This is a genomic window from Paraburkholderia sp. GAS348, assembly GCF_050434205.1.
Lineage (GTDB): Bacteria > Pseudomonadota > Gammaproteobacteria > Burkholderiales > Burkholderiaceae > Paraburkholderia.
The window spans coordinates 16,831-35,973 of the sequence record NZ_JBNPVT010000001.1; the positions used below are offsets into that span (position 1 = coordinate 16,831).

11 protein-coding genes are annotated in these 19,143 nt (G+C 62.2%); 5 read left to right on the plus strand and 6 right to left on the minus strand.

Annotated elements, in window-relative coordinates; genetic code table 11:
• The first annotated feature begins 4 nt into the window (after nucleotides 1–4).
• Together P3T22_RS00080 and P3T22_RS00085 are read left to right on the plus strand one after the other, a co-directional pair.
• A complete protein-coding gene (locus P3T22_RS00080) occupies nucleotides 5–1,456 on the plus strand; it encodes an efflux transporter outer membrane subunit (RefSeq protein ID WP_429323869.1) in 1,452 nt (483 codons plus the stop codon).
• 346 nt (nucleotides 1,457–1,802) lie between these two features.
• Nucleotides 1,803–3,413 (plus strand): tetratricopeptide repeat protein, encoded by a 1,611-nt coding sequence (locus tag P3T22_RS00085; protein ID WP_429323870.1) that lies wholly within the window; start codon nucleotides 1,803–1,805, stop codon nucleotides 3,411–3,413.
• A gap of 23 nt (nucleotides 3,414–3,436) precedes the next feature.
• On the opposite strand, the gene P3T22_RS00090 is transcribed toward P3T22_RS00085, so the two are convergent.
• From P3T22_RS00090 to P3T22_RS00105, 4 genes are all read right to left on the minus strand, one after another.
• A complete protein-coding gene (locus P3T22_RS00090) occupies nucleotides 3,437–4,276 on the minus strand; it encodes an ABC transporter permease (RefSeq protein WP_063498389.1) in 840 nt (279 codons plus the stop codon).
• Nucleotides 4,277–4,300: 24 nt separating this feature from the next.
• Nucleotides 4,301–5,569 (minus strand): ABC transporter permease, encoded by a 1,269-nt coding sequence (locus P3T22_RS00095; protein ID WP_429324160.1) that lies wholly within the window; start codon nucleotides 5,567–5,569, stop codon nucleotides 4,301–4,303.
• A 291-nt stretch (nucleotides 5,570–5,860) separates the two neighbouring features.
• Nucleotides 5,861–6,910: an ABC transporter substrate-binding protein gene (locus tag P3T22_RS00100; RefSeq protein WP_063498387.1), complete on the minus strand. Its 1,050-nt coding sequence runs from the start codon at nucleotides 6,908–6,910 to the stop codon at nucleotides 5,861–5,863.
• A 124-nt stretch (nucleotides 6,911–7,034) separates the two neighbouring features.
• Nucleotides 7,035–8,132, minus strand: a complete 1,098-nt coding sequence (locus P3T22_RS00105) for an ABC transporter ATP-binding protein (RefSeq protein WP_063498386.1) — start codon at nucleotides 8,130–8,132, stop codon at nucleotides 7,035–7,037.
• Between the two features lie 129 nt (nucleotides 8,133–8,261).
• On the opposite strand from P3T22_RS00105, the gene P3T22_RS00110 reads away from it, so the two are divergent.
• Nucleotides 8,262–9,815: a PLP-dependent aminotransferase family protein gene (locus P3T22_RS00110; protein WP_063498385.1), complete on the plus strand. Its 1,554-nt coding sequence runs from the start codon at nucleotides 8,262–8,264 to the stop codon at nucleotides 9,813–9,815.
• A 5-nt stretch (nucleotides 9,816–9,820) separates the two neighbouring features.
• On the opposite strand, the gene P3T22_RS00115 is transcribed toward P3T22_RS00110, so the two are convergent.
• Both P3T22_RS00115 and P3T22_RS00120 read right to left on the minus strand, forming a co-directional pair.
• Complete coding sequence (locus P3T22_RS00115) at nucleotides 9,821–13,639, minus strand: DUF748 domain-containing protein (protein WP_429323871.1); 3,819 nt, start codon at nucleotides 13,637–13,639, stop codon at nucleotides 9,821–9,823.
• Between the two features lie 329 nt (nucleotides 13,640–13,968).
• Entirely contained in the window at nucleotides 13,969–15,393 is a 1,425-nt protein-coding gene (locus tag P3T22_RS00120) for a DUF1254 domain-containing protein (RefSeq protein WP_429323872.1), read from the minus strand.
• A 294-nt stretch (nucleotides 15,394–15,687) separates the two neighbouring features.
• Here P3T22_RS00120 and P3T22_RS00125 point away from each other — a divergent pair, with 294 nt between their 5' ends.
• Together P3T22_RS00125 and P3T22_RS00130 are read left to right on the plus strand one after the other, a co-directional pair.
• The gene (locus tag P3T22_RS00125) at nucleotides 15,688–16,383 is read left to right on the plus strand and encodes an FMN-binding negative transcriptional regulator (RefSeq protein WP_063498382.1); all 696 of its coding nucleotides are present in this window, start codon (nucleotides 15,688–15,690) and stop codon (nucleotides 16,381–16,383) included.
• Nucleotides 16,384–16,712: 329 nt separating this feature from the next.
• Nucleotides 16,713–19,130 carry a heavy metal translocating P-type ATPase gene (locus P3T22_RS00130; RefSeq protein ID WP_429323873.1) on the plus strand — a complete coding sequence of 806 codons (2,418 nt, stop codon included), beginning with the start codon at nucleotides 16,713–16,715 and terminating at the stop codon, nucleotides 19,128–19,130.
• Nucleotides 19,131–19,143 lie beyond the last annotated feature (13 nt).

A 19,143-nucleotide genomic window follows, 5' to 3' on the forward strand; every position in this document is an offset into this window, starting at 1 on the left:
ATCGATGAAGCCGCTCGCTTACTTGTCCGTCGTCGCGCTGTGCGGTTGCGCGGTGGGGCCGGATTTTCAGCCGCCGGCGGCGCCTGACACGCAAACCTATACACATGAAGCGCAACCCGCCAGGACCGTCACGGCCAGCGGTGTGGCTGGCGCATCGCAGACATTTGTCGCGGCTGAGCATGCGACACCGATGTGGTGGAAGCAGTTTCAGTCCGATGCGCTCAATCGTCTCGTCGAGCAGGCCCTGCAACAAAGCCCCACGCTCACGCAAGCCCGCGCGAAGCTGATCGAGGCACGCGAAAACTACAACGCGCAATTCGGCGCGACCGCATTCCCCGCTGTCGACGCGACCGTATCCGGCGTGCGGCAGCGGGTCGATATCGCGGCGTTCGGCATTCCGAATGTGCCCAACCAGGGGCCGTTTACGCTTTACAACGCGTCGGTGAGCGTGTCCTACGCGCTCGATATTTTCGGCGGCAATCGCCGGGCGTTGGAAGCGCTCATGGCGCAAGTCGACTATCAGTCGTTCGAGTTCGAAGCGGCGCGGCTCTCGCTCGCCGGCAATGTGGTTTCGACTGTGGTTCGGCGCGCGTCTTTAAAGCAGCAGATCGCCTTGACGCAGCGCCTCGCGGACACCCAGGCGCAGCAACTCAAGATCACCGAGGGGCGGTTCGCAGCAGGCGGCGTCTCGCAACTCGATGTGCGCAGCCAGCGCACGCTGCTCGCGCAGACCCGTGCGTCGTTGCCGCCACTCGCGACACAACTTGCGCAGACCGACCACCAACTCGCTATCCTGCGTGGCATGCCGCCCTCGAAGGCGGACTTCGCAGACCTGACGCTCGATTCGCTGCATCTGCCGGATACGTTGCCGCTCACATTGCCATCGACGCTCGCGCGCGAACGGCCTGATATCCGCGCATCGGAGGCGTTGTTACATCAAGCGAGCGCGAATGTCGGCGTGGCAACGGCGAACCTGTTTCCGCAATTTTCCATTTCGGCTGGGATCGGTTCGGAACGCACGAACATTCAGGACGTGGTCAGCGGGCTGAATATCTGGAATTTCGGCCTGAATCTCACCCAACCGATTTTCCGCGGCGGCGAACTGCGCGCAAAGAAGCGCTCCGCGCAAGCGGCTTATGATGCGGCTCTAGCTGATTATCAGCAGACGGTGCTGCAGGCGCTGCAGCAGGTTGCTGACACGCTGACAGCGCTACAGGACGATGCGCACGAACTGCAGGCTCGCGACGAGGCCGCGCAGCAGGCGCAAGCGAGTCTGCTTATCGCACAAGCGCAGTATTCGGCGGGCGGCGTCAGTCAGTTCAGCCTGCTCGATACGCAGCGCCAGGTGTTGCAAACCGCGCTCGACCGGACCCGCGCACAGGCCGACCGGTTTGCCGATACTGCTGCGTTGTTTCAGTCGCTGGGTGGGGGATGGCAGGTATCGGCCGCGCCGTAGGGCTCCGATATCCGCACGGTCATGGCAGTCAGATCCGTCGCATTTCGGGGTGCGCACCGCTGCTCAAGTTCGATACAAACACAAAAGCAGGACTGAAGATACGCCGCCTCAAGGCTCGCGCCAACGATCCATATCGTGCCAGCCTGCTGGGCCTATGAGCTTCATGCAATCGCCCTGAGCGTAGCCATAATACGTCGCGTATCTCGGAAAGGTCCTAAAGACTATCCGTTCAGCTGCCTACAAAATTGAAGCTTGCTTACCCTCCCGCGTGATGGCGTGTCAGCGCAAACGAGGGGAGCGCCTACCTCTCATTCAAGTTCGAAGCGCCGAACCGACGTTCCCAATCATGAAAACTCTCGCTCACGCGTCGTCCGACGACGTTGCGACCTTATACAACGAGGCCTTGCAAGCCCACAATGCCGGACACTTCGACACTGCGGCGACAATCCTCAATCTGATCCTGAGCCAACACCCAAGTCACGCCGACTCCCTGCATTTAGGCGGCCTCGTCACGCTGGCATCAGGCCATACCGAGGCTGCGTCAGAGTGGGTTGAGCGTGCGATCGAGGCCCGACCCGATCCCGTCTTCTACAACACCCTGGCTGTGATTCAGTGCAGATTGCGCGCGTTTGCCCGTTCAGCTCAAAGTGCCTCGCGAGGTTTGGCGCTACAGCCAGACTTGCCGGTACTCCACTACAACCAGGCGTTGGCGCTGCAGTACCAGGATCGCATTGAGGAGTCGGCCATCAGCTATCGCCGGGCGCTCGAACTCGACCCAGGCAACTCGGCAGCACACAACAACCTGGGCCTCATCTCAAAGGCATTGGGCGCACTTGACGAGGCGGAGCGGCGCTTCCGTTGCGCTATCGCACTCGCTCCTGACAACCTCAGCGCCCGCAGCAATCTTGGCCATATCCTGCTTGCGGCAGAGCGCTATGAAGAGGCGTGGCCGTTCTTCGAAGATCGCTGGGCCAGTTTCGAGGACTCCAATGGGATCCCGCAAGCCGCACGGCCACAGTTACCGTTGCCGCAATGGAAGGGCGAGAGCCCGGAAATAACAGATGTTGAGCACAGAAAATCCGCACGGAACACGCGCCTGCTCATCATTCACGAACAAGGGTACGGTGACAGCCTCCAGTTTGTGCGTTATCTCCCACTGGCGCTCGAACGATTTTCGCAAGTAGCCTATGTTTGCCCTTCCTCCTTGCAGCGTCTCTACGAACGATCATTTTCTTCCCGCTGGCCGGGTCTCGTGCTGATCGATGCATTACCTGAGGATCTGAGCGACTGGGACTGGTACTGCCCTCTGATGTCATTGCCAATGGCGTTCGGCACTCGATTCCACAATGTTCCAGCCACCATCCCCTATCTGTTCGCCGACGCTGACCGCGCCGGCGAGTGGCGCGCGCGACTCACCGCCCTGCCGAATCCCGGATTGCCGCGCGTCGGCATAGTTTGGGCGGGCGGTCATTCAGGCATAGATGTTGACCGGCTACGCAGTCTGAGTCCCGCGCAAATCGCGCCGCTGCTAGCGTTGCCGCACGTACGCTGGGTCAGCCTGCAAAAGACTGATGACCCGACGAAGCGCCTCGGTGAGGCAAGCCGCGGGCATCTAATTGACTGGACGGATGAGCTCACCGACTTTGCCGACACCGCAGCCCTGTTAGAAAACCTCGATTTAGTCATCTCCGCCGACACCTCAGTAGCGCATCTCGCTGCGGCGATGGGAAAACGCGTCTGGTTGCTCAACCGCTTCGCAGGTTGCTGGCGCTGGGGGTGCGGTCGGGATGACAGCCCCTGGTATCCCAGCTTGCGCATCTTCACCCAGTCGCAGCGAGGCAACTGGGACGACGTGCTGGCAAGGGTTGCCGTGGCTCTGCAGCAGAGCTTCTTGCTACATGACGCGCATCGTGGCGAAGAACGCGGTCTCCCCCACGCAGAACATCAGACGCCTTAATCTTGCCGCTCAACTCGTGACGCTTACGCTGCCACCGCCCGTGCCGCATTCCTTCCCCGCAGCCATTCCAACGCAAGCAACAGACACGTCGAAAACACGATCAAAATCGTCGCCAACGCCGCGATAGTCGGGCTGATGTTCTCGCGAATACCGGTGAACATCTGACGCGGCAGGGTGGTTTGATCCGCTCCAGCCAGGAACAGCGTCACGACCACTTCGTCAAACGAGGTAGCAAACGCGAACAGCGCGCCCGAAATCACGCCCGGCGCAATCACTGGCAACGTGATGCGGAAGAACGTCTTCACAGGATTCGCACCCAGCGACAAACTCGCACGCACCAGGTTGTAATTGAAGCCTTGCAACGTCGCCGCCACCGTCGTCACCACAAACGGCACGCCGAGCGACGCATGCGCAAGAATCAACCCGATATACGTATTCGCCAGCCCAAGCGGCGCAAAAAACAGATACATGCCGACGCCGACCACCACCACCGGCACGATCATCGGCGAAATCAGAACCGCCATCAGTAGGGCCTTGCCGCGGAAATTCGCTTTGGTCAGGCCGATCGCAGCCAACGTGCCGAGCACCGTCGCCACGACAGTCGCCGAAGGCGCAACGATAAAGCTGTTTTTGGCCGCCATGCGCCATTCATCGGAGCCAATCAGGTTCTCATACCAGCGCAGCGACCAGCCCGGAATCGGATACACCAGAAACGTGCTGGAAGAAAACGACAACGGCACAATCGCCAGCACCGGCAGGATCAAATACAGCAGCGTCAGCACGGCAAGCGCGCGCAACGCGAAATACCACACGCGTTCAATCAAGGACGTATGCGGCGCAAACAAGGGCTTGGCAAGTTTCATCGCGAGTAAGCTCCGTTCAGGCGATCAGCCGAGGCTCAGGGACGAACGCGTAAAGCGCCCGTAGATGACATACAGCACGAGCGTCGCGGCGAGCAGCAAGCCGCCGAGCGCACACGCCATACCCCAGTTGATCGTCACGTTGGTGAAGTACGCGACGTAGTAGCTGACCATCTGATCGTTCGGTCCACCGAGCAAGGCCGGCGTGATGTAGTAGCCGATCGCCAGAATGAACACCAGCAACGCACCCGCGCCGATGCCCGGATAAGTCTGCGGCACATACACGCGCCAGAACGCGGCGAACGGATGACTGCCAAGCGAGATCGCGGCGCGCTGATAGGTCGGCGGGATCGACTTCATCACGCTATACAGCGGCAGGATCATGAACGGCAGCAGAATGTGCGTCATCGAGATGTACACGCCCGTGCGGTTGAACAGCAGCGACAACGGATCGTGCAGAAGCCCGCTGGCGATCAGCGCCTTGTTCACCAGCCCTTCGCTTTGCAGAATCACGATCCATGCAGCCACACGTACGAGGATCGAGGTCCAGAACGGAATCAGCACGAGGATCATCACCAGATTCGCGCGGCGATCGGAGAGCGTCGAAATCCAGTAAGCGAGCGGGTAACCGAGCAGCAGCGCGAAAATGGTCACGACCGCGCCGATCACAAAGGTGCGGCTGAATACGTGAAGATAAATCTGTTGGTCCGGATCCGTCTCGATGATGTGACCAAATCCATCCTGCTTGTGGTCCAAAGAGGCCAGCAGATAAAACGGCGAATATGCACCGGAATTCTTCGCGATCGCCTGCCAGTACGCGATGTTGTTCCAGCGTTCGTCGAGTTCGACGAACTTCGCGTGCATCTGGGCCGGCGTGAGCGTCAATGGCTTGCTGTTGTCGTCGACGAACGGCATGGCGTGAGCCGATTTTGCGACCAGCGAGCGATAGCCTGGAATTTCCACGTTCAGCCGTCGCGCCAGCGCGCCCATGCCATCGCTATCGGCAATCGCCGCCAAGTCCACGGCCAGCGCGGAGTACGCGGCATCGGGTGGCAGCGCCTTGCGATCCCAACCGCTCAACGCATTGAGCGTATGCGGCAGGGCGTTCACCACCTCCGGATTCTGCGCCGCCCGCGTCAATAGCGCGCCGATCGGCACGACAAAAATCAGCAGCAGAAAAATGGCGAGCGGCGCAATCAGCAGCAGCGCCATTGCGCGCTTCTTCGCCTCCGCTGCCTTTAGTTCCCGCTTAAGTCGAACATTCGACTCAGGCGTCGAATCGGCGGCGATCGTCATCGTAGTCACACCTCGTCTCCTCGATCCTGAGTTAGCGCTTCAGCTGTCGGCAGGAGTTAGCGTGTCGGGTAGAGTTAGCGTGTCGGCTAGAAGTTAGCACTTTAGCGCCTAGCCCAATAGCGCTTACTCTAGCCCCATAGCGCTTACTCCTGCCCCCTGCAAAAGCCCTTACTCCGGTCTCATGCATCCGGCCGCTCGCGCACATCGCGAAGACATGCGTTTGCGTTTGTTTCCTTGCATTGATACGGCGCGGCTTCACCATAAAAGCCGCGCCTTCTCACACCCGGCTAATTACTTCGAAGCCCACGACGAAAAACGTTGCTCCAGCTCATCGCCATGGTCGGTCCAGAACGAGAGGTTCTGCAGCACGGCGTTCTTGCCGTTAGCCGGCGAGTTCGGCAGATTGGACAGCGTCTTCGGATCGAGCGCCTTGATGGCCGCCACGTTCACCGGACCGTACGCGATGTTGTGCGCGTAATCCTGCTGCGGCTTCGACGAAATCGAATACGCGATGTACTTCTCGGCCAGCGCCTTGTTCGGCGTGCCCTTCGGAATCGCCCAGTAGTCGAGGTCGTAAATGCTGCCGTTCCATACCACCTTGAGGTTCTTGCCTTCCTTCTGCGCGGCGTCGATACGGCCGTTGTACGCAGTCGACATCACCACGTCACCCGCAACCAGGAACTGCGGCGGCTGCGCGCCCGCTTCCCACCACTGAATGTTCGGCTTCAGCTCGTCGAGCTTCTTGAACGCACGGTCCTGACCTTCCTTGGTGGCGAGCACCTTGTAGACGTCCTTCGGCGGCACGCCGTCGGCCATCAGTGCGAATTCGAGGTTGTAACGCGCGCCCTTGCGCATCGCGCGCTTACCCGGGAATTTCTTCACGTCCCAGAAGTCGGCCCAGCCGGTCGGCGCGGTTTTCAGCTTGTCGGCGTTATACGCGAGTGCCGTCGACCATACGAAGAAACCGACGCCACAAGTTTGCGGCGCTTCCGGAATCAGATCCGACTTCTTGCCGATCTTCGACCAGTCGAGCTTCTCGTACAGACCTTCATCGCAACCGCGACCGATGTCACCCGACTCAACTTCCACCACGTCCCAATTCACGTGCTTCGCTTCGACCATCGCCTTCACTTTGGCCTGCTCACCGTTGTATTCGACGGCGGTCACTTTATTGCTGGTTTGCGTTTCGAACGGCTGGTTGAATGCGACCTTTTGCGCGTCGCCATTCGCACCGCCGAAATTGACGACCGTCAGTTCGGCTGCATTGACTTGCGCGGCGCCCAGCGCGAGCGCCACAGCACCGACAGCGATGGCGCAGCGCGATTTCCCGATCTTGCTCATGGTGTGTTGCTCTCCTTTGGTGGTGTACTTCAAGCTAAGTACAGTGCGACTTGTTATGTGCTGCTTAGGTGAACTGCCTCTTTGGCGTGCGTCGAACGACCTACGCTCCACGCCTCCAACAACTTCACGCGCCTGCAAACACCCGCAGATGCTCGGGCGCAAACTCAAGCGCGATGGGCGCGCCAGGTGCGAAGGTTTCGAGTGCATCGGTGCCGAGCGGCACCTTCACGAAGCACTCGTCCTGTTCCGGCAGACCACAGCGCATACGCACGTGGTCGCCGAAATAAATCAGCCCGCGCGCCTCGCCGCTCAGCGCGTTGGCGCCGGGCCGAGACACGCCGTTAGCGAGCTTCATGCGCTCGGGCCGGATACACGCGACCGCCGGCGTGCCCGCCTGCGCGCCGCCGATATTACGTCCCGTAAGTCGCGTGCCGTCAATCAGATGAAACTCGCAGTACTCGCCGTCGACGTTCGCGATCGTGCCGCGCAGCTTGTTGCTGTCGCCGATGAAGTTCGCGACGAACTCATTGCACGGCGATTCGTAAAGACGGTCCACGGTATCGAGTTGCTGCACGATACCTTTATCGAACACGGCGACGCGGTCGGACATGGTCAGCGCTTCGCCCTGGTCGTGCGTGACATACACGAACGTGACGCCGAGTTTCTCGTGCAATGATTTAAGTTCGTACTGCATGTGTTCGCGCAACTGCTTGTCGAGTGCGCCGAGCGGCTCGTCCATCAGCACAAGCTTCGGCTCGAACACGAGCGCCCGCGCCAACGCGATACGTTGCTGCTGACCGCCGGAAAGCTGCGCCGGGTAACGCTTGGCGAAACTCTCCATACGCACCATCTTCAGCGCGTTATTCGTGCGATGCGCGCGCTCTTGCGCCGAGAGCTTGCGCACCGTAAGCGGATACGCGACGTTCTGCTCAACCGTCAGATGAGGAAACAGCGCGTAGTTCTGAAACACCATGCCGATGTTGCGCTTGTGCGGCGGCACGGTATTGAGCAGGGTGCCGTCGAGCCAGATCTCGCCGCCGGTGGGGAATTCGAAGCCCGCCAGCATCATCAGACACGTGGTTTTCCCTGATCCCGACGGTCCGAGCAGCGTCAGGAATTCGCCCTGATAGATATCCAGATCGAGTTGTTTGACGACCAGCGTTTCGCCGTCGTAAGTCTTGCGCACACCTCGAAAGCTGACGATCACGTCATCGGTTTTCATGCCCTCGTCTCCTCTGCGGTCCGGCTGACTCCCTCGTCGAAACGGAGGGATAGCAACATTTGCGTAGCTCACTATAGTCCCATACGGTTCTACAATATGGAACCATTTCATTATTCTGGATAGAACCACTTGGACACCGTGATCTTGTCGGATTGGCTCGCCGCGCGGCTCGACCGCACGGCCGCCGAACCGGTCTACAGGCAGACGTTGCGGCTGATGCAGCAGGCGATCCTGACCGGCCAGCTGCCGCCCGGCACCAAGCTGCCCAGTTCGCGCACGCTCGCCGAGGACCTCGGTATCGCGCGCAATACGGTGCTGCACGTCTACGATCAGTTGACCGCCGAAGGCTACGTGATCTCGACCACCGGCAGCGGCACCTATGTCGCCGACACGCGGCCGGACACGGCAGCAGTGAATACGCGCAAGAAGCCGGCGGTGACGAGCGTCGATGCGGACGGTGCCGATCAAGCCGCCGAGGGCTCGAAACCGCCCAAACGCGATCTACGCGATCTCTCCACGCGCGGACGCAGGCTCATCGATCAGGCCGGCGTCTCCGCCAAACAGTGGGGCGCGTTCATGCCTGGCGTGCCCGACGTCGCCGAATTTCCGGCGCGTACCTGGAGCCGTTTGCAGGCAAGGCTGTGGAAGGAAGCCAATCCCGATCTGCTGACCTATGCGCCGGGCGGCGGCTATCGGCCTTTAAGGCGCGCGCTGTCCGATTACCTGCGCGTCGCGCGCTCGGTGAATTGCACGCCCGATCAGATCATCATCACGACGGGCATTCATCAGTCGATCGATCTCGCCGTGCGTCTATTGACCGACGTCGGCGATCGCGCGTGGGTGGAGGAGCCGTGCTATTGGGGCGCGCGCAGCGTGCTGCAATCGTCAGGGATTACGCTGGTGCCGGTGCCGGTGGATGACGAGGGCCTCAATCCGCGCGAGCAGGATCTGCAACAGCCGCCGCGGTTGGCGCTCGTCACGCCGTCGCATCAATATCCGCTCGGCATGGTGATGAGTCTCGCGCGCCGCCGCACGTTGCTCGAATACGCACGCCAGCACAACGTCTGGATCATCGAGGACGACTACGACAGCGAGTTCCGCTACGGCAGCCGTCCGCTCGCGTCGCTGCAAGGGCTCGACGACGCCGGCCAGGTAATCTATGTGGGGAGTTTGGGGAAGATGCTGTTTCCGGGTTTGCGGATCGGCTACATGATCGCACCGGAGCATCTGGTGGATACGTTCCGCACGGGCGTGGCCGAGCTATATCGCGAGGGGCAGTTGATGCAGCAGGCGGTGATGACCGACTTCATCATGGACGGCCATCTCACCTCACATGTTCGCCGTATGCGCGCACTTTACGGAGAACGCAGGCAGATTCTGATCGATGCGATCACCGCGCGTTTCGGCGACGAACTGCCGGTGATGGGCGACGAGGCCGGCCTGCATCTGGTGCTCGGCCTGCCCGATCATGCGAACGATCGCGCGGTAACGGCAGCCGCTTACGATGCCGGCGTGATCGTGCGGCCGCTCGCCGCCTACTACAGCAGCGAGACGCCCGCGCGACGTGGGCTATTGCTGGGATACGCCTGCGTGACGAACGAGAAGATCGGCCCGGCGTTCGACACGCTCGCGCGCGTGATCGAGCAGACGGTGTTGAAGAAAAAGCCTACGCGCGCCGCCTGAACGCATCACTTCAGTCCGAAGTCCACCCGCGTCGTCGCACCCTTGTCCTTGATGCCATCTGCGTTCAACTTGGGCGCGACTATAAACACACGGCTGCTATCGATCTTGCCTTCGAAATACTGCTGCACCGCTTGCGCCCGTTGCTGCGCAAGCTGACGCAAGCTGGCGTCGTCGATCGGAGCATTGGCGGCCATCGCCGCCTTCATCTCGTCGTCGGGCAGGCTCTTGGTCAAGCCGACAAAATTGCGTGGTTTCTTGAAGTCGGCTGCCTTGTAGGCCTTGGTCAAGTACTTGTCGTATTCCTTCGGATCCACGGTAACGGTTGACAGATCGACGCTCTCGCCATTGCCCACCACGTCCTTGATCTTCTGTTGCTTGACCTCACGTTCGACGTATTGGGCACGCAGGCCCGGCCCGTCGACCGCCGGATCGACGCGGCCAATCAGATCGATACGGATCGACGTCTTGTCGGCCAGCGCTGTCTCGATGGAGTCGAGCTTCTTGTCCGCAGCGTCCGAAAGCGTCGCCGAACCCGGATCGAATTCGACATAGCCCATTTCTTCGCCACTGCCGCCGAATGCATTGGCGATCAGCGAGAACGGCGCGGTCACAGCCTTCTCCAGGAGGTTGAGCACGGCATGCCAGATGAGCCCGCCAATGCTGAACTCCGGATTCGACAACGAACCCGACACCGGAAGGTTCACGTCGATTTCACCACGCGAATTTTTCAGCAGCGAGATCGCGAGACGCACCGGCAGCTTGGTCGCCGTATCGTTCTCGACGTGATCGCCGAACGTGAGCTGATCGATGAAAATATGATTGTTCGCGTTCAACTGATCGTTATCGAGCTGGTAGTGCAGATCAACGTTCAGCTTGCCCTTGGTGATCGGATACCCGGCGTATTTCGCCGAATACGGCGTGAGATTGGTGAGTTCGATATCGTGTGCGCTCGCAGTCAGATCGAGCGCCGGTTTCGCGATCAGCGGATTGACCGTGCCGCGAATCGACAGCGGTCCATTGGCGGCCAGCTTTGCGGCGATGTCCACGGGCGCGGAGGTGGTCGATTGTGTGCCGAACGCGCCGACCGTGCCTTGAATGCCGACCAGGTTCGCCGTGAAGTTCGGCTTGATGAAGTTGTCGGTGTACGTCACGCGGCCCTGTTGCAGCACCAGTTGGCCGAAGTGCAGTTTGACGGGGCTTTGCGGCGGCGTGGCGGCAGTGACCGTGGCGGGCGTAGCAGACGACGCCGTTACCGGCGCGGAAGCCAGTTCGGGCGCCGATGCGGCCTGCGGCGTCAAGGGCACCGGCTCGTGGCCACCGCTCTTGTCGCGTGTCAGCGATTGCGCGGCGCCGCTTTCATGCGCGACCACGTCCTTGAGATTCAGCTTGCCTTGCGCGTCGAGCAGTACACGCCCATAGAACTTCGTGAACGTGACGCGGCCCGCGTCGACCACGGTGCCGTGTTCGTCGTAGTCGGCCTTCAGGTTGGTCAGCGCGAGCGAACCCCATCCTGCGAACGGGTCCGAGGTCGCCTTGTCAATCATTCGCACGTCAACGAGCGCTACGTCGCCGCGGTACGTCGCTTTGAGCGCCTTCGCCTGACTCAGCGCGAGATCGCCGTTCGCGTTGAGCAACGCGCTCGCGATCAGCGCATTCAACTTGCTGCCGAAGTACGGTTCGAAGGCCGCCGCATCCAGGCGGCTCGCATTCACCTTGACGGCCACCCTGAGCGGCGTCGCCGTGACATCGCCTTTTACGCCGAGCGTGCCCTTCTTGTTGAGCGTCGCCTGCAGATCGATCGGCAGCGGCTTACTCAAATCGTCGCTGATCTGCTGCACCTTCAACTGCAACGGCGTCACGCTCAGCTTCACTGGATTCGGCGTGGTGTTGTCGGTGAAATTGGCGGTCGCGTCTTTCAGGTTGAGTTCGCCGATCTTGTAGTGCCACGCGGGCCCTTCCGCCTCCGCCTTCTTCACCGCATGGATCGCCGTGCGCTGCTGCTCGGCCTGATGCGGACCGGCGAGCGCGGCGAGGTCGATGCTGCCGTCTTTCAGACGTTGCGCATTGACCACCAGGCCGGTCGTGTCAACACCGGTGATATCGGCCGTGCGTCCCGCCACGTCCACCTGCTTAACCGTCACCTGGCCTTGCGCGAGCGAGACGACCGGCTCCTTGCTGCCGCGCGCCGCGAGTTTGAGCGATTGCAGATCCAGCTGCGTATCGGTGACCATCACTGCCGCTGGCGACTTCGACCAGTTCGCCCCGATGTTCGCGTTGGCGGACAGCGCGCCATCGACCACTTGCGCCGCCGTCGCCGTGTCGAGGTACGGCTGCAGCAGCGGCAAGGGCAGTGACTTCAGATCGAGCTTTGCGTTAGCGGTCTTCGCGACAAGGCCGAACGCACCAGCCACGCCGAGCGAGCCGGCGGCGTCCTTGAAGCCGGTATTGAGCGTGTAGTGCGCGGGGGTAGTCGCGAGCGTCGAGAAATCGGTCAGCGTGACGGCCAGTTTTTGCAGGCCAAGATCGACCGGACGCGAGGTGGCTTCGTCGTGAACGTTGACGGTGCCGTCGTTGAGCGCGAAACGCTTGATCGACAGATCCAGAGGCTGCGCGGCCTTTTCCGTGGCGCTTGCACCGGATGCCGCGACAGGTGCACTCGCTGCGTTTTGAGCCGTCATGGACGACGACGCGCCCTTCGCGGATGCCGGTGCAGAAGCAGACGCCGGTGCCGAAGCGCCCGCAGCAGGCGCAGCAGGCGCAGCCGCGAATATCCGCTCGACACTTAACACGCCTTCCTTATCACGCGCAAGATTGGCGCTGGGCGCGTCGATGCGGATATCGTCGAAGTGATACAGGCTCTTCAATGGCTCAAGCGTCGCGGCAGCCACGTGCACCGCGCGCACGGCGAAAAATGGCGCGTTGCCCCGATCGCGCATATCCACATCGTTCAAATCGACCGTGCCCGCCACGCGCAACGAAGGCGCATCGTTGGCCATCACGAAGTTAAGCTTGAGATCGGTGGACAGCTTGCCGCTCTGCACAATCACCGGCAGCCTGGTCGGCGCGTAGGAGATCAGTTGCGGCACATCGAGCCCGTCGAAGCGCAGCGACACTTCCGATTCGCGCGACGCTGCAAACGGCTTGGTCTTGCCGTCGATAGCGAGCGGACTGCCGTCAATGCGTGCACGGAGCAACGGCTCGACGAAGATGTCGGTTTTCGAAGGCAGTGTGGCGATGAACGGAATGCCGAGCTTCCATTGATCGATCACGTGCGTGACGCCGAGTAGCTTGTCGTCGAACGTGATCTGGCCGTTTTCGAGGCGAATGTTCGACACCGAAAAGAGCGTTGGCTTGTTATCGGGCTTGGCGGGCTGCTTCGAGAACTTTTCGATCAGGTCGGTGAAATTGAAGCGCTGCGCATCATAGCGAACGATATGAAAACGCGGCGAGTCGAGTTGCACTTCGTCGACGATCGGCGCCGCGCGAAACAGCGAGCTCCATGACGGCTGCACGATGAGCCGCGAAATATCGACGAAGTCGCCCGCACCGCCCCGCTCGCCGATATGCACGCGATCGGCTTCGAGTTTGAGCGTGTACGGATTGAGCGCAATGCGGCCGATCGTGGCGGGCCGGTCAAGTTGCTTGCTGAGTTGCTGCTCGGCAATGTGGCGAATCAACGGCGGCGCCGCAAAAAAGCCCAGCAGACCGAACAATACGAGGAAGATCAGCAGACCCGCGATGACACGCCGGGTGCGGCGTGACTGCGCGACGTCGCGCATGGTCTGCATGGAAGAGGCGAGTGACGCTTTATTGAGGCTTGCCATGCTCGGTCTTGGGTAATGCGGCGGCAAGCCCGCCGCGAAACGAAAATCCCGCAAGCGGCAGTATAAGTGGTGAATCTTACGCGGGATAGCAATGTGAGCCGTGGCTTACACATTGTTGCACGCTACAGCAGCGCATATCCGCCGGCAGGAAGCGGCGGATATGCGCTAATTTATGCGTCACTCATGTATTGCTGTCACAGTCGTGACGCATATCAGTAATGCATTTCCATGTCGCACTTCATTGAGGCACTTCATTGAGGCACTTCATTGAGGCACTTCACCGACGCACTTCATTGGCGAACTTCATTGGCGAACTTCATTGCCGCAATTCATTGACGCACAACCGCCGGCGGTTGCCAGCTGCCGTCGGTAGCTTGCGGCTTCGGCGCGTACAGACGCAGCACCAGTTGCAGATCGGTGCGCGGCGCCGGCAGCCAGTTGCCGCCCTTGCCGCGCGCCGACGACACTGTCACGTCGAGCGAACCATCGCGATTGCGGCGCGCGCCATTGCGATCGCCGACCGCCAGACGGCCCGGCGCACTTTCTCCTAACGCACCGTCTTTCGTGTAAGCGGTGATCGACCAGAAGCCACGCACCGGCGGCAACTGGTTCGGTGCGAAATGGATCACGTAGCGGTTTGCGCCGTTGAGTGCATGACCTTCGCTGTCCTGCGTGACGACCGCGCGCACTTCATCGTCCTTCGTGCCGATGCCCGGTTGGGTCGCCGCAGCATAAGCGCGCATCGCGTAATCGAGGCCGTAGTTGCCCACGCCGTCGCCAAACCAGCTCCAGCCATTGCCGGTCAGCAGATTGGACGGCGGTGTGACGACGCGCTCGTGGCCGTCAGCAAGACCCGCGGCGATCGCCTCGGGCGCGCTCGGCAGATTCACCGGATCGCCGGGCGTCACGCCGAAGTCGGAAAGGATTTTCAGTGCATGCGGATCGGCCGGCGTCGGCGGGTTGTCCGGCAACGCCTGCGCGAGCTGGCTGAAGAAGCCGTTCGCGTCGAGCGCGGCAACTTGCGCGGCGGGTGTGCCGGAAGCCGCCGCGGCGGCGGCTGCATCGGCCGCATTGCTGCGCGGTGGCGTAATCGACGCCGAGCGCGTCTCGCCGGTGTAGACACTCAGCGGCGCGACACGGACGGCGCGCTGCAGCTTCTTCACCGCCGTCAGGTCGCGGGTGCCGTTCGACTGGATGCGCACGCTCATCCATGCGTTGCGGGTCGGCACGTCGACGCGCAACGCGCCCTTGGGCAGATCGCCCTGCCAGCCCGGGCCAACGAAGGCAATCGTTTGCGTCTTGATGCCAGCTGTGCGGGTCGTGAACTGTGAACTGGTCGACCACAGCACGTTGGTCCACATGTCGAGCACGCGGGCGTCGACGTAGCGGCCATGCGAGTCGGGCAGCGACACGATCACCGGCTCGCTGCCGACGTCGAGCCAGCCGATCGAATCGAGCGTATCGAGACTCGCCAGCAGCGGATTGGCTGCGCCGATCGGCGGCAAAGCCTGCGCGTGGCGCAGCGTATTGACCGGCGCCTGGCCCGGACCGGTGCCAACCGCCGCATCGCGCGCAACGCCCATCAGCACCAGCGGATAGCCGAATACATACGAATCGGCGACTTCGTCTTTGATCCAGCCAGTGGTTTTTTGCGTCGCGGAGGGAGTCGACGCACAACCAGCCAGAAATGCGAGGCCTGCGAGCGATGCGCAGGTCCAGTGAAGCGAAAACAGTTCTTGGCGATTTTTTATCATTCGTTCAGGTGGCGGAACGTGCGGTCCTAAGGGAAACGTCGGTGCGCGGCGGAACCTGTATGCGTGGCCTCCCGGCGCCGAGCGCAGTCTGTCCGCCGCTCGCGTGCCGACAACATCGGGTTGTATCGTATCCTTGCTCACCAGGCAAGCACAAAGGTAGGAATAGCGCTTTGCAATGCGCGCGCGGACACCATTTGCAGTAAGGTTCACGATTTCTGTTAGTCCCGCGCCGGTTCTTGCCTTGTTGGCCGTCCTTCCCGATCACTCGCCGCCCTTTTGTATCCGGAGCGCTTTATGTATATGCCCGCCCATTTTGAAGAGAACCGTCCAGAGGTTCTCCACCGCCTGATCGCCGAGCAGCCGTTCGGTGCGCTGATTACCCATGGGCCGAATGGGCTCGATGCGAATCACTTGCCATTTGAATTCGACGCGAAGCTAGTCGCCGGAGGGGGTGACGCGAAGCACGCTTCCACAGGAAGCGACGCGGCCGCCCAAACCCACGGCATCCTCCGCGCCCATGTCGCCCGGGCCAACCCTGTCTGGCAGGAGGTTGCCGCCAACCCGGAGGCCCTCGTCATTTTCCAGGGCCCCACCGCTTATATCTCGCCGACCTGGTATCCGAGCAAGCACGAGACGCATCGCCAGGTGCCGACTTATAACTATATGGTGGTGCACGCGCACGGCCGGATAGTCGTGCGCGACGACGAGGCATTCGTGCGCGGCCTGGTCGCGCGGCTCACCCGCAAGATGGAAGCAGGCGAACCCGTGCCCTGGAAGATGGGCGACGCGCCCGCCGACTACATCGCCCAGATGCTGGGGGCGATCGTCGGTCTCGAGATCGAAGTCACGCGACTGGTCGGCAAATGGAAACTCAGCCAGAACAAGGAAGCCGCCGACCGGCGCGGCGCGGCTGAAGCCCTCTTGGCGCGCACCAGCGACGAACAGAAGGCCGTCGGCCAGGCGATGCTGGACGCGCCGCCGGCATTCTGAGCTTCTTTGCGCGTCAACCGTTGCGCGACGCAAGCGCCAGTGCCCTGGTTCCGCAGCTTGTGACACGAGCCCGATCGACTGGCGGACATTCCGGGTGCTGTCGGTAACGCATTTGGGTGGCCCGTTGGATGGCCGGTTTGACGGCCGGTTGGATGACCGGTTGGATGACCGGTTGGATGACCGGTTGGATGACCGGTTGGATGACCGGTTGGACGGCCCGTTTGACGGCGCTTCAGCGCGCCACCAAAAACATCCTTGACCTTCCCATGATGGGAAGGTCAATACTTGGCTCATGATGCGGCCCAATGCCGCGACGAGCCTTGCCTGCCATGACTGCACTTGCCACGCCGCTGCGTCCCGCGGACGCTACGCCCTCCGGAACCACCGAACTCGACATCGGCGGGATGACCTGCGCCTCATGCGCGATGCGCGTGGAGAAGGCGCTGGCGAAAGTGCCGGGCGTCACGCGCGTGTCGGTGAATCTGGCGACTGAAACGGCGACCGTCAATCTAAGCGACGTGGCCTCAGGCGCGGGTTCTGACACCGACGCGCTAATCGCAGCGGTCAAGAAGGCCGGCTACGACGCGACACTGACGGCGCCGCCAGCCGCACCGGCGTCCGCCGCCGACACTGCCGCCCTCGCCTCCGCCGCAAACAGCAAACGCAACCAGACCCGCCGCGAACTGGCGGCTGTGCTCGCCTCCGCCGCGCTGACGCTGCCGCTCGTCCTGCCGATGATCGGCGAATGGTTCGGCTTGCACGCAATGCTTTCCCCCTGGCTGCAATTCGGCCTCGCCTCGATCGTGCAGTTCGTGTTCGGCGCGCGCTTCTATCGCGCGGCCTACCGTGCGGTGCGAGCCGGCGCCGGGAACATGGACTTGCTGGTGGCGCTCGGCACGTCGGCGGCTTATGGAATCAGCGTCTACGAACTGGCGACCCATCCGGGCGACATGACGCGTCTGTATTTCGAAGCGTCGGCGGTAGTGATTACGCTGGTGCGTTTCGGCAAATGGCTCGAAGCGCGCGCCAAGCGCCAGACCACGGATGCGATCCGCGCGCTCAACGCGCTGCGACCTGACCGCGCGCGCATCCGCGTCGGCGCGGACGAACACGAAGTACCGCTCGCGCAAGTGCGGGTCGGCACGGTGGTGATCGTGCGTCCCGGCGAACGCGTGCCGGTTGACGGCGCAGTGCTCAAAGGCCGCACCCATATCGACGAATCGCTGATTACCGGCGAGAGCCTCCCCGTGCCGAAGCGGGCAGCCGATCCGGTTACCGCCGGATCGATCAACGGCGAAGGCGCGATTGCGGTGACGACCACCGCAATCGGCGCGGAAATGACCCTCGCGCGAATCATCCGCCTCGTGGAAAGCGCGCAGGCCGAGAAGGCGCCGATCCAACGTCTGGTCGACCGCGTCAGCGAGATCTTTGTGCCGGCGATCCTGGCGATTGCGGCGCTCACGCTCGTGGGCTGGCTGATGACGGGCGTGGGTTGGGAAACCGCGATTCTGAATGCGGTTGCCGTGCTGGTGATTGCGTGCCCGTGCGCGCTCGGACTGGCGACGCCCGCGGCCATCATGGCCGGCACCGGCGTCGCTGCGCGGCGGGGCGTACTGATCAAGGACGCCGAGGCGCTGGAAACCGCGCATCGGGTGAATATCGTTGCGTTTGATAAAACCGGTACGCTGACCGTCGGGCAACCATCGGTGACGACTTTCGAGGCAATCGGCGGCATCGGGCGCGACGAGGCGTTGGCGCTCGCCGCAGCCGTGCAGCGGCATAGCGATCACCCGTTGGCGCGGGCCGTGGTGAAGGCGTATGAAGCGGCACAGGCGGGCAATCTGCGAAACGGCATCGTGGTTGAGGACTCGCCAGCGAATGGTGGCGCTGCGGCACTGGTAGATAGCGCGCTGGGTGAGCGCACGCTGGACACTCCAGATTCTGTTGCGCTCACGAAAGTTGCGACACTCACAGCCAGCGCCGCACGCGCGGTGCCCGGCCGCGGCGTGGAGGCCGACATAAATGGCCATACCCTGGCGCTTGGCAGCACGCGCTGGCTCGACGAACTCGGCATCCCATTGCCGCCGCAACTCGCCGAGCGCGCAAAGCAGCTCGAAGCCGCCGGCAACACCGTCTCCTGGCTGATGCAGCGCGCACCGCTTGCGCCCGCCGCGCTGGCGCTCATCGCCTTCGGCGACACCGTCAAACCGACCGCCCGCGCGGCTGTCGAACGGCTCGCCCAAATGGGCGTCAAAAGCGTGCTCGTCACCGGCGACAACCACGGCAGCGCGGCGAGCGTCGCCCAAGCGCTAGGCATCGCCGAATTCCACGCCGAAGTCCTGCCCGACGATAAGGCACGCGTGATTCACGATCTGAAGATCCGCAGCGCCGGCATCGTCGCGATGGTGGGCGACGGCATCAACGACGCCCCTGCGCTTGCCGCCGCCGACATCGGCATCGCGATGGCGACCGGCACCGACGTCGCTATGCAAGCGGCCAGCATCACGCTGATGCGCGGCGAGCCGGCGCTGGTGGCCGACGCCATCGACATTTCGCGCAGGACCTGGCGCAAGATCCAGCAGAACCTGTTCTGGGCCTTCGTCTACAACCTGATCGGCATTCCGCTGGCCGCCTGCGGCTTGCTGAACCCAATGCTGGCCGGCGCGGCGATGGCGTTTTCGAGCGTAAGCGTCGTCACCAACGCGCTACTGCTGCGCACGTGGCGTGGTGGTGCGTCGGCGCGTTGACAGCAATATGCGT